Source organism: Bradyrhizobium sp. C9 (genome assembly GCF_002532045.1).
Classification (GTDB): domain Bacteria; phylum Pseudomonadota; class Alphaproteobacteria; order Rhizobiales; family Xanthobacteraceae; genus Bradyrhizobium.
On record NZ_NWTG01000001.1, the window covers coordinates 1,114,390 to 1,125,614 of the forward strand.

At 63.7% G+C, this 11,225-nt stretch carries 9 protein-coding genes; 7 read left to right on the top strand and 2 right to left on the bottom strand.

The features are described from left to right. Positions 1-79: 79 nt before the first annotated feature. Entirely contained in the window at positions 80-1,006 is a 927-nt protein-coding gene (locus CO675_RS04875) for a response regulator transcription factor (RefSeq protein WP_097670821.1), read from the bottom strand. Then, on the bottom strand, positions 996-4,364 hold the full coding sequence (locus CO675_RS04880) for a hybrid sensor histidine kinase/response regulator (RefSeq protein WP_097670822.1): 3,369 nt from the start codon (positions 4,362-4,364) through the stop codon (positions 996-998). The genes CO675_RS04875 and CO675_RS04880 overlap by 11 nt, the downstream gene beginning before the upstream one ends. A 168-nt stretch (positions 4,365-4,532) precedes the next feature. Here CO675_RS04880 and urtA point away from each other — a divergent pair, with 168 nt between their 5' ends. From urtA to CO675_RS04915, 7 genes are all read left to right on the top strand, one after another. Continuing rightward, positions 4,533-5,795, top strand: a complete 1,263-nt coding sequence (gene urtA / locus CO675_RS04885) for an urea ABC transporter substrate-binding protein (RefSeq protein ID WP_097670823.1) — start codon at positions 4,533-4,535, stop codon at positions 5,793-5,795. A 120-nt stretch (positions 5,796-5,915) separates the two neighbouring features. Continuing rightward, positions 5,916-6,842 (top strand): urea ABC transporter permease subunit UrtB, encoded by a 927-nt coding sequence (gene urtB / locus CO675_RS04890; protein ID WP_097670824.1) that lies wholly within the window; start codon positions 5,916-5,918, stop codon positions 6,840-6,842. Positions 6,843-6,859: 17 nt separating this feature from the next. Continuing rightward, entirely contained in the window at positions 6,860-7,996 is a 1,137-nt protein-coding gene (gene urtC / locus CO675_RS04895) for an urea ABC transporter permease subunit UrtC (protein ID WP_097670825.1), read from the top strand. A gap of 12 nt (positions 7,997-8,008) precedes the next feature. Continuing rightward, entirely contained in the window at positions 8,009-8,764 is a 756-nt protein-coding gene (urtD, locus tag CO675_RS04900) for an urea ABC transporter ATP-binding protein UrtD (RefSeq protein WP_063695194.1), read from the top strand. Positions 8,765-8,776: 12 nt separating this feature from the next. Further along, entirely contained in the window at positions 8,777-9,466 is a 690-nt protein-coding gene (gene urtE, locus CO675_RS04905) for an urea ABC transporter ATP-binding subunit UrtE (RefSeq protein ID WP_050400072.1), read from the top strand. Between the two features lie 35 nt (positions 9,467-9,501). Further along, the gene (gene fmdA / locus CO675_RS04910) at positions 9,502-10,731 is read left to right on the top strand and encodes a formamidase (protein WP_097670826.1); all 1,230 of its coding nucleotides are present in this window, start codon (positions 9,502-9,504) and stop codon (positions 10,729-10,731) included. 96 nt (positions 10,732-10,827) lie between these two features. Then, positions 10,828-11,178, top strand: coding sequence for an FmdB family zinc ribbon protein (locus tag CO675_RS04915; RefSeq protein ID WP_097670827.1), 351 nt, complete (start codon positions 10,828-10,830; stop codon positions 11,176-11,178). Positions 11,179-11,225 lie beyond the last annotated feature (47 nt).

The window sequence follows — 11,225 nt, forward strand, 5'->3', positions numbered from 1 at the left end:
AATGAGCGATACGGCCCATCCTGTCACGGTCCGAGGCGATTGGCCATTTCCGGACGTGCGCCGGCAGCGAAGCTGGGAGCTACGACTTGCGATGCCTGGCGTTGACCGCGATCGCGGCGGCGGCGGTGCGGTTCTCGACGCCGAGCTTGGCGTAGATCTGCTCCAGGTGCTTGTCGACGGTGCGTGGGCTCAAGCCAAGGATCTGCGCGATGTCGCGGTTGGTCTTGCCCTTGGAGAGCCAGGACAGCACCTCGCCCTCGCGGGTGGTCAGGCCGAGCTCGCTGGAGAACTCGGCCGGCATGTCGCCGCTGGTGTCCTTGGCCAGCCGCAGCAGGAATTCGTTGGGCCCGAGCTTGCCCATGAATTGCAGCCGAAGCTGCTCGTTGCCGGGGAATGACGCCACGGTCGCGGTCTTCGCTCCGGTCTTGCCCTTCTGCGCCTGGTCCAGCCATTGCGGCATCGGCTCCGGCAGCACGAAATTGTCGGCGGCGTCGGCGAGCGTATCCGACAGCAGTCGCTGTGCCTGCGGCGTCGCCCATAGCAGTGCGCCCGAGCTGTTGACCGCGAGCAGATAGCGGCCGGAGACGTCGAGCGCGGCGCGGGCGCTCTGGGTCATTCGTGCATTGGCGAGGTGGACCCGGATGCGCGCCAGCATTTCCTCGATCACGATCGGCTTCGTGACATAATCGACGCCGCCGGCTTCCAGCCCGCGCACGATGTGCTCGGTTTCGGCCAATCCCGTCATGAAGATGATCGGGACGCCGTCGAGGCCAGCGTCGCGCTTCAGCCGACGGCAGGTCTCGAAGCCGTCCATGCCGGGCATCACGGCATCGAGCAGCACGATGTCGGGGGTGATCTGGTCGACGATGCGCATCGCGGAGGCGCCGTCGAGCGCGACCATCACGGTCATGCCGGCGCCATCGAGCGCGTCGGTCAGCAGGCGCAAGGTCTCGGGCGAGTCGTCGACGACGAGCGCGACGTCGCGCTTTCGCTGTTCAATGGTCATAGCTGTGCAATGTTTTCAACGTCGCCATATATTGATCAAGATCGAACCGGTCGATCAGCGTGCGCATCTGGCCGACGAAATCGGCATGTTCGGGACTTTCGTTGCCGATCTCGTCGAGCTTGAGCTGGATCGCCCTGATATAGCCGAGCTGGCCGAGGCTGATCAGCTCTTCGACATATTTCAGCGGTGGGCGCGAACCCGCGTCGGGCTTCCATTGCGGGGGGGGAATCTGCTCGGCCTCATATTGCCACTCGATCTTGAGCAGCTGGCGGATACTCTCCAGCAGCCGTGGGATGTCGATCGGCTTCATCAAATAGCCGTCGTGGAACGGCTGCGCCAGCGGCGCGCCATGGGCCTCCAGCGCGCTGGCCGAGATCATCAGGATTCGTGCCTGGTGATGGCCTTCGGAGCGCAAGGTCTCGGCGACTGTCCAGCCATCCATGCCTGCCATCGAGATATCGAGCAGGAACATGTCCGGCCGACAATGCTGGGCGAGCGCGAGGCAGCCCGGCCCGTCCGCTGCGCTGAGCAGGATGAAACCGAGCGGCGCCAGGATCTCGCGCAGCAGATCGCGGTGGGTCGGGTCATCGTCGGTGATCAGGATGGTCTTGCGCGGTCCGTGGTAGCCGTACACGGGAGCATCGACCGGCGCATCGCGACGCGGATTGGTGACCTCGGACAGCAGCAACTTGACGCGGAAGGTGCTGCCCGTGCCAACGGTGCTCAGGACCTTGATGTCGCCGCCCATCACGCCCGCGAGCAGGCGGCTGATGGTGAGGCCGAGCCCGGTGCCGGTCTGCGGCTGGCTGACGCCCAGTGCGCCGCGCTCGAACGGGGCGAAGATCCGCTCGAGGTCGTCGGGCTGGATGCCCGGCCCGGTATCGATCACCTCGAACTCGGCGACCGGGCTGCGGTAATGCACCACGAACTGCACCTTGCCGGATTGCGTGAACTTGATCGCATTCGAGAGCAGGTTGATCAGGATCTGCCGCAGCCGCTTCTCGTCGGCATAGACCACGACGGGCAGCACGGCCGGCCGCCTGAACACGAAGTCGATGCCTTTTGCCGCAGCTTGCAGGCGGAACATGCCGACCAGCTGCTCGAGGAAATCGTTCAGCCGCACCTCGTCGCGAGACAGATAGAGGCGGCCGGCTTCGATCTTGGAGATATCGAGAATGCCGTCGATCAGACCCGACAGATGATCGGCGCTGCGGCGGACCACGCGCACTTGCCCACGTGGCCGCACCGGGAGGCTGTCGTCCTGCTCCAGCAGCTGCGCGTAGCCGGAGATCGCATTCAGCGGCGAGCGGAGCTCGTGGCTGAGGCCGACGACGTATCGGCTCTTGGCGAGATTGGCGGCCTCCGCGACTTCCTTGGCGCGCTGCAGTTCGGCGTCGGTGCGCTTGTGGGCGTCGATCTCCTGGATCAGCAGCGTGGTCTGCCGGCGCGTTTCGTCTTCCGCGGCACGCCGGCTCTGTTGCGCCAGCACGAACAGCCAGGCGACGACGCCGATGATCAGGGTCAGCGCAAAGAACACCTTCCACAGCACGTCGGCCAATAGTTCGTTGGCATGCACGGCCGCGGTGGTCTGCAGGTAGATCAGGCCGAGCACCAGCGCCACGAGGCCGGCCGAGACCGCGAACACGCCGAGGTAATGGCCGAGCTGCGAGTTGATGCGGGCGTAGATCGGCTGCGGCATTACCTTGCCCAGGGCGTCCGAGACTTGCGCACCGATCCGCCCGTGCGGCTTGCAGAGGTCGTGGCAGCGGGCGTCGAGCGAGCAGCACAATGAGCAGATCGGGCCGGCATAGGCCGGACAGGAGGCCATGTCCTCGGGCTCGAACGCATGCTCGCAGATACAGCACTGGATCGATTCAAGGTTCTGCCAGCTCCGCTTCGGCTTGCGTGCGATGTAATACTTGCCGTCGGTCGCCCACGCAATCAGCGGAGCGGCGATGAAGGCCACCGCGAGCGCGACGAAGGCCGACAGCGCCTTCGCGGTCGGGCCGAACAGGCCGTAGAACGCGCTGATCGAGACCACGGTCGCAATCGTCATCGCACCGACGCCGACCGGATTGATGTCGCAGAGATGGGCGCGCTTGAACTCGATATGCTGCGGCCGCAAACCGAGCGGCTTGTTGATGACGAGATCGGCCACCAGCGCGCCGACCCAGGCGATCGCGACATTGGAGTAGAGCGCCAGCGTCTGCTCCAGCGCCTTGTAGACGCCGATCTCCATCAACAGCAGCGCGACGACGACGTTGAACACCAGCCACACCACGCGGCCGGGATGCGAATGGGTGAGGCGGGAGAAGAAGTTCGACCAGGCGATCGAGCCGGCATAGGCGTTGGTGACGTTGATCTTGACCTGCGACAGGATCACGAACGTCCCGGTCAGCGCCATCGCCAGATCCGGCTGCGACAGCACGTAGCGGAAGGCTTCCAGATACATGTTCGCGGGCTCGGCCGCGTGCTCGGCGGAGACGCCGTGGCTGAGCGCGAAGAAAGCCAGGAACGAGCCGGCCAGCAGCTTGAGCGCGCCGAGCACGATCCAGCCGGGACCGGCGCTGAGCAGCGCGATCCACCACGCCTTGCGCGAGGTGCGGCGGTCGCGCGGCAGGAAGCGCAGGAAGTCGACCTGCTCGCCGATCTGCGCCACCAGCGCGAACACGACCGAGGCTGCCGTGCCGAACAGCAGGAGATCGAGGTTGCCCGCGGGGTCGCCGTGCTCGCCGGCGAACTTGCGCCACTCGGTGAACGAATGCGGATTGGCCCAGGCGATCGCCGCGAACGGCATGATGTGGAGGATCACCCACAGCGGCTGGGTCCAGAGCTGGAAGCGGCTGATCAGCGTGATGCCGTAGACGACGAGCGGAATGATCACGACCGCGCTGATCAGGTAGCCGATCGGCCGCGGGATGCCGAAGCACATGTCGAGCGCGCTGGCCAGGATCACGGCCTCGATCGCGAAGAAGATGAAGGTGAAGGAAGCGTAGATCAGCGAGGTGATCGTCGAGCCGATATAGCCGAAGCCGGCGCCGCGGGTCAGCAGGTCGATGTCGATGCCGCTTTTCGCGGCATGGTAGGCGATCGGCAACCCGCAGAGGAAGATGATGACGCTGACGACCAGGATCGCGGCGGATGCGTTCATCGCGCCGTAGTTCAGCGTGATGGTGCCGCCGATCGCCTCCAGCGCCAGGAACGAGATCGCGCCGAGCGCGGTGTTGGCGACCCGGGCGGCGGACCAGCGCCGCGCGCTCTTGGCGGTGAAGCGCAGCGCGTAGTCTTCCAGCGTCTGGTTGGCGACCCATTGATTGTATTGGCGCCTGACGCGGTCTATCCGCTGCCGCCCTGCCACTCGCTCTTACTCCTGGTCCACGATGCTCTGATCGCGGGCAAATCCCGTACCAAAAACCTACGTCGCTATTTTGCGGTGCAGTATACGCGATCTCACGTATCAGTGCGCTGCACAAAAGTGAGCAATCCTCGCCCGATCAATAAGCGTTCTCGAACCAATGGGGTGCTCATGTCAGACGAAACCAAACCAGGCCTGAAGTCTCCGCTCCGGCGCAAGCTCTTGATGGGAATGGCGGCTTTGCCGGCCGTTTCGATGCTGGGCCGTCCGGCATTTGCCGACGTCCCTGCAACCTCCGCGGTCAACACCACGGGTCTTGCAGTCACCGATAGCGAAGTCACGGTCGGCATCCTGCACTCGGTGACCGGCACCATGGCGATCTCGGAGACCGGATCGGTCGAGGCCGAGAAGCTCGCGATCGAGCAGATCAACGCCGCCGGCGGCGTGCTCGGCCGCAAGATCAAGTTCATCCAGGAAGACGGCGCGAGTGACTGGCCGACCTTCGCGGAAAAGGCCAAGAAGCTCTTGGTCAACGACAAATGCGCGGCCGTGATGGGCTGCTGGACCTCGGCCTCGCGCAAGGCGGTGCTGCCGGTGTTCGAGCAGTATAACGGCATGCTGTACTACCCGACCTTCTATGAAGGCCTCGAGCAGTCCAAGAACGTGATCTACACCGGCCAGGAGGCGACGCAGCAGATCATCGCCGGCCTCGACTGGGTCAACAAGACCAAGGGCGCCAAGAGCTTCTACCTGCTCGGCTCCGACTACATCTGGCCGCGCACCTCGAACAAGATCGCGCGCAAGCACATCGAGAACCATCTGCAGGGTTGCAAGGTGGTCGGCGAGGAATACTTCCCGCTCGGCTCGACCCAGTTCAACTCGGTCATCAACAAGATCAAGCTGACCAAGCCCGACGTGATCTACGCGATCATCGTCGGCGGCTCCAACGTCGCGTTCTACAAGCAGCTCAAGGCCGCCGGCATCGACCTGTCGAAGCAGACGCTGCTGACGATCTCGGTTACCGAGGACGAGATCGACGGCATCGGCGGCGAGAACATCGCGGGCGCCTATGCGTGCATGAAGTACTTCCAGTCGCTCGACAATCAGAACAACAAGGCCTTCGTGCCCGCGTTCAAGAAGATGTGGGGCGAGAAGACCGTGATCGGCGACGTCACGCAGGCTGCGTACCTCGGCCCGTGGCTGTGGAAGTTGACGGTGGAGAAGGCGGGTTCCTTCGACATCGACAAGATCGCGGCGGCTTCCCCCGGCGTCGAGTTCAAGGGCGCGCCGGAAGGCTACGTCCGGATCCACGAGAACCATCATCTGTGGTCGAAGACCCGCGTCGGACGCGCCAAGGCCGACGGCCAGTATGAGCTGATCTACGAGACCGCCGATCTCGTCGAGCCGGATCCGTTCCCCAAGGGCTACCAGTGAGGCTGCGCGCCTGAGGCGCAACTTCACTTCAAACGCATCGCGGCGTGGACGAAGTCGTCCACGCCCACGATCCGCCGTCGCGGCCGTGTCGCGACGTATGGCCTTGGACTGGAGGACCAGATGTTCGGCGACTATTCGATCAGCGATCTCGGTGCCATCCTTGCGATGCAGGGATTTGCCGGGCTCATCCTGTTCTCCGTCTATGTGCTGATGGCGCTGGGGCTTGCCATCATCTTCGGCCAGATGGGCGTCATCAACATGGCCCATGGCGAGTTCATGATCCTCGGCGCCTACGTTACCTGGATGACGTCGAACGCCGTGCAGCACGTCGCGCCCTGGCTGTTCCCCGGCTACTTCTTCATCGCGATGATCCTGGCGTTCATCGCCTCCGGCGCGCTCGGCATGCTGGTCGAATGGGCGCTGATACGCCATCTCTACAAGCGTCCGCTCGACACGCTGCTGGCGACCTGGGGGCTCAGCCTGATCCTGCAGCAGGCCTATCGCTCGATCTTCGGCGCGCGCGAGGTCGGCGTCGAGCTGCCGGAATGGATGATGGGGTCCTGGCAGGCGACCGACTCCATCCAGATCCCGATCAACGGCATGTTCGTGATGGCGCTGACCATGCTGATCACGATTGCGGTCGCCTACGTGCTGTTCTGGTCGAGCTGGGGCAAGCAGGTGCGCGCGGTGGTGCAGAACCGCGTGATGGCCGGCGCCGTCGGCATCAACACCGAGAAGGTCGATCGTTACACTTTTGGCCTCGGCTGCGGCATCGCCGGCGTCGCGGGCTCGGCCTTCACCATGATCGGCTCGACCGGGCCGACCGCCGGCCAGCTCTATATCGTCGACACCTTCCTGGTCGTCGTGTTCGGCGGCGCGGCCTCGCTGTTCGGCACCATCGCCTCCGCCTTCTCGATCTCGCAGACCCAGTCGACGCTGGAGTTCTTCCTGTCGGGATCGATGGCCAAGGTGATCACGCTGCTCACGATCGTCGCGATCCTGATGGTGCGTCCGCAGGGGCTCTTCGCGCTCAAGGTCCGCAAATAAGAACAAGCAGGCAGGTCATGGTCATCAACTCGCGCTTTTTCAATCGCTCCGAACTGCTCGGCTTCCTTGCGCTCGCGGTGCTGCTGCTTGTCATCCTGCCGCTGTCGCTGGATATCTTCCGCCTCAACCTGGTCGCCAAATATCTGACCTACGCCTTCGTCGGCATCGGCCTCGTGCTGTGCTGGGGCTATGGCGGCATCCTGAGCCTGGGACAGGGCGTGTTCTTCGGCCTCGGCGGTTACTGCATGGCGATGTACCTCAAGCTCGAGGCGTCCTCGGTCGCGAACACCAAGATCCAGTCGACGCCGGGCATTCCCGACTTCATGGACTGGAACCAGATCACGCAGCTGCCGCTGTTCTGGAAGCCGTTCCACAGTTTTCCGGTCACCGTGCTGGCGATCCTGCTGGTTCCCGCGTTCTTCGCACTGATCATCGGCGCTGCGATGTTCAAGCGCCGGGTCGGCGGCGTGTACTTTGCGATCATCACGCAAGCGATCGCCGCGATCCTCACCATTCTGATCGTGGGGCAGCAGGGTTACACCGGCGGCATCAACGGCATTACCGATTTGCGCACGCTGCACGGCTGGGACATCCGCACCGATCACGCCAAGTTCATTCTGTATTTCGTCGAGGTTGTGCTGCTGTTCGGATGCATCGTTGCCGCGCAATTCATCCGGCTGACAAAACTCGGGCGCATCCTGGTGGCGATGAGGGAGCAGGAGGATCGCGTGCGCTTCTCCGGGTACAGCGTCGCCAACTTCAAGATCTTCGCGTTCTGCGCCGCGGCGGTGTTCGCCGCGATCGGCGGTGCCATGTTCACGCTCGAGGTCGGCTTCATGTCGCCGTCCTTCGTCGGCATCGTGCCGTCGATCGAGATGGTGATCTACACCGCGGTCGGCGGCCGGATGTCGATCTTCGGCGCGGTGTGGGGCGCGCTGCTGGTCAATTTCGCCAAGACCAGCCTCTCGGAATCCTTCCCGCAGCTCTGGCTGTTCGGCCTCGGCGCGCTGTTCATCGCGGTCGTGCTGGCCTTCCCGAACGGGCTCTCCGGGATCTGGGCCGATCATATCCAGCCCCGCATCGATCGCCTGTTCGCATCACGCAAATCGAAATCGGCGGCCGGCCTTGTCGCCGACGGCGCACCGGCCGAGTGAGGAGGGACCACCATGCTCGTCGGCCATCAGCCCAAGGATTTCCTGCTCGCGGTCTCCGGCCTCACCGTGTCCTTTGACGGCTTCAAGGCGGTGAACGATCTCTCCTTCTACGTCGAGGAGAACGAGATCCGCGTCATCATCGGCCCGAATGGCGCCGGCAAGACCACCGTGCTCGACCTGATCTGCGGCAAGACCCGGGCCACATCTGGCTCGATCCAGTTCCGCGGCCAGGAGCTGACGAGACTGCGCGAGAACGAGATCGTGCAGGCCGGCGTCGGGCGCAAGTTCCAGACGCCGTCGGTGTTCGAGGACCTCACCGTGTTCGAGAACCTCGAGATTTCCTACCCGCGCGGCCGCACCGTGTTCGGCTCGCTGACCTTTCAGCGCGACGACGCGGTCAAGCAGCGGGTCGAGGAGGTCGCCGAGATGATCTTCCTGAAGGACCGGCTCAACACCTATGCCGACCAGCTCAGCCATGGCCAGAAGCAGTGGCTCGAGATCGGCATGCTGCTGATCCAGGACCCCGACCTCTTGATGCTCGACGAGCCGGTCGCCGGCATGAGCGTGTCCGAGCGCGCCAAGACCGCCGAGCTGCTCAACCGCATCATCAAGGACCGTTCGGTGCTGGTGATCGAGCACGACATGAAATTTGTCGAGGACATCGCGCACAAGGTCACGGTGCTGCACCAGGGACAGATTCTGTCCGAGGGGACGATGGAGCACGTCAAGAACGATCCGAAGGTGATCGAAGTCTATCTGGGGCACTGAGGAACTGGAACGATGCTGGCAATCAATGATCTTCACGTCGCCTATGGCCAGAGCGAGGTGCTGCACGGCCTCAACGTCTCCGTCGCGCCCAACGAGATCGTCGCGATCATGGGCCGCAACGGCATGGGCAAGACCACGCTGATGAAGTCGCTGATGGGAATCCTGCCGGCCAAGAGCGGCAAGGTGACGATGGACGGCACCGAGCTAGGCGCGATGAAGAGCTACGAGCGGGTGGCGAAGGGGCTCGCCTATGTGCCGCAGGGCCGCATGATCTTCTCCACCATGACGGTGAAGGAGAACATCGAGACCGGCCTTGTTGTCTCCGGTGGCTCGGAAGTGCCCGGCGACATCTATGAGCTGTTTCCGGTGCTGCTCGAAATGAAGGGGCGTCGCGGCGGCAATCTTTCGGGCGGACAGCAGCAGCAGCTCGCGATCGCCCGCGCGCTGGCGACCAAGCCGAAGGTGCTGCTGCTGGACGAGCCGACCGAAGGCATCCAGCCGTCGATCATCAAGGACATGGCACGCACGTTGAAGCGGATCCGCGACGAGCGGGGGCTGTCGATCGTCGTCTCCGAGCAGGTCCTGAGCTTCGCGCTCGACATCGCCGACCGCGTGCTCGTCATCGAGAACGGTGAGATCGTCCGCGACGATCCGCGCGCTAGCGTCGATGCAGCGCAGATCTCAAAGTATCTGTCCGTGTAGCCAACCACTATCAGTAAACCAAGGGGAGCATCTCGATGCCTGATACACTGATCAAGGTCGATCTCAGCAAGTCGGCCTATGAAAACGACAAGATTCACAACCGCTGGCATCCGGAGGTTCCGATCGTCGAGTGGGTCAGCCCGGGCGACGACTTCATCATCGAGACCGTCGATTGGACCGGCGGTTTCATCAAGAACAATGATTCCGCCGATGACGTGCGCGACATCGATCTGTCGATCGTGCACTTCCTCTCGGGGCCGATCGGTGTCAAGGGCGCCGAGCCCGGCGATCTCCTCGTCGTCGACCTGCTCGACGTCGGTCCGTTGAAGGAGAGCCTCTGGGGCTTCAATGGCTTCTTCTCCAAGCAGAACGGCGGCGGCTTCCTCACCGACCATTTCCCGCTGGCGCAGAAGTCGATCTGGGACATCAAGGGCCTCTACACCTCGTCGCGTCACGTGCCGGGCGTCAACTTCGCCGGCCTGATCCATCCCGGCCTGATCGGCTGTCTGCCCGATGCCAAGATGCTGGCGGCCTGGAACAAGCGCGAGGCCGAGCTGATCGCGACCAACCCGAGCCGGGTGCCGGGCCTCGCCAATCCGCCGTTCGCGCCGACCGCCCATGCCGGCCAGGCCAAGGGCGACGTCAAGGCCAAGATCGGCCTCGAAGGCGCCCGCACCGTGCCGCCGCGCGAACATGGCGGCAATTGCGACATCAAGGACCTGTCGCGCGGTTCGAAGATCTACTTCCCGGTCTACGTGCCCGGCGGCGGGCTCTCGATGGGCGATCTGCATTTCAGCCAAGGCGACGGCGAGATCACCTTCTGCGGCGCCATCGAGATGGCCGGCTGGCTGCACATCAAGGTCGACGTCATCAAGGACGGCGTCTCGAAGTACGGCATCAAGAACCCCGTGTTCAAGCCGTCGCCGATCACGCCGAACTACAAGGACTATCTGATCTTCGAAGGCATCTCGGTCGACGAGGCCGGCAAGCAGCACTATCTCGACGTACACATCGCCTATCGGCAGGCTTGCCTGAACGCGATCGAATATCTGAAGAAGTTCGGCTACTCCGGCGCCCAGGCCTATTCGATCCTCGGCACGGCGCCGTGCCAGGGGCACATCTCTGGCGTGGTCGACGTGCCCAATGCCTGCGCCACGCTGTGGCTGCCGACGGAGATATTCGACTTCGACGTGATGCCGTCGTCGGCCGGACCGATCAAGCATATCAAGGGCGACGTGCAGATGCCGATCTCGCCCGACAAGTGATCCGTGATCCCTGCGCGAAGGGTGCGGGACGGCTGCGTATTGGTCGCCCCGCATCCATCGCCGGATGTCATACACGACTGCGCAAGGATTAAGGAAATGCCGATCTACGAATATCTCTGCAACGATTGTGGTCCCTTCACCGATATGCGGCCGATGGCGGAATGCGACCTGCCGCAGGACTGCCCGCAATGCGAGACGACGTCGCCACGGGTGATCCTCACCGCACCGGCGTTCTTCTGCATGCCATCGGACAAGCGCAAGGCGTACGCCACCAACGAGCGGAGCCGGCACGCGCCGAAGACGCTCGATCAGTACAAGGCCGCGCACGGCCCGGGCTGCGGCTGTTGTTCCACGACGGGAAAGAAGAAGCCGGCGCGGCTGATGACCAAGACGAAGAGCGGCGCCAAGGGTTTTCCGACCGCGCGTCCCTGGATGATCAGCCACTAGGACCGATCGACATTCATTGCATCCAGATCATTGCGGCTGCGAGATGG

Coding starts and splice junctions, on each gene's coding strand:
- urtA (WP_097670823.1), top strand. CDS start 4,533: ATGTCAGACGAAACCAAACCAGGCCTGAAGTCTCCGCTCCGGCGCAAG.
- CO675_RS04915 (WP_097670827.1), top strand. CDS start 10,828: ATGCCGATCTACGAATATCTCTGCAACGATTGTGGTCCCTTCACCGAT.
- urtB (WP_097670824.1), top strand. CDS start 5,916: ATGTTCGGCGACTATTCGATCAGCGATCTCGGTGCCATCCTTGCGATG.
- CO675_RS04875 (WP_097670821.1), bottom strand. CDS start 1,006: ATGACCATTGAACAGCGAAAGCGCGACGTCGCGCTCGTCGTCGACGAC.
- urtE (WP_050400072.1), top strand. CDS start 8,777: ATGCTGGCAATCAATGATCTTCACGTCGCCTATGGCCAGAGCGAGGTG.
- urtD (WP_063695194.1), top strand. CDS start 8,009: ATGCTCGTCGGCCATCAGCCCAAGGATTTCCTGCTCGCGGTCTCCGGC.
- urtC (WP_097670825.1), top strand. CDS start 6,860: ATGGTCATCAACTCGCGCTTTTTCAATCGCTCCGAACTGCTCGGCTTC.
- fmdA (WP_097670826.1), top strand. CDS start 9,502: ATGCCTGATACACTGATCAAGGTCGATCTCAGCAAGTCGGCCTATGAA.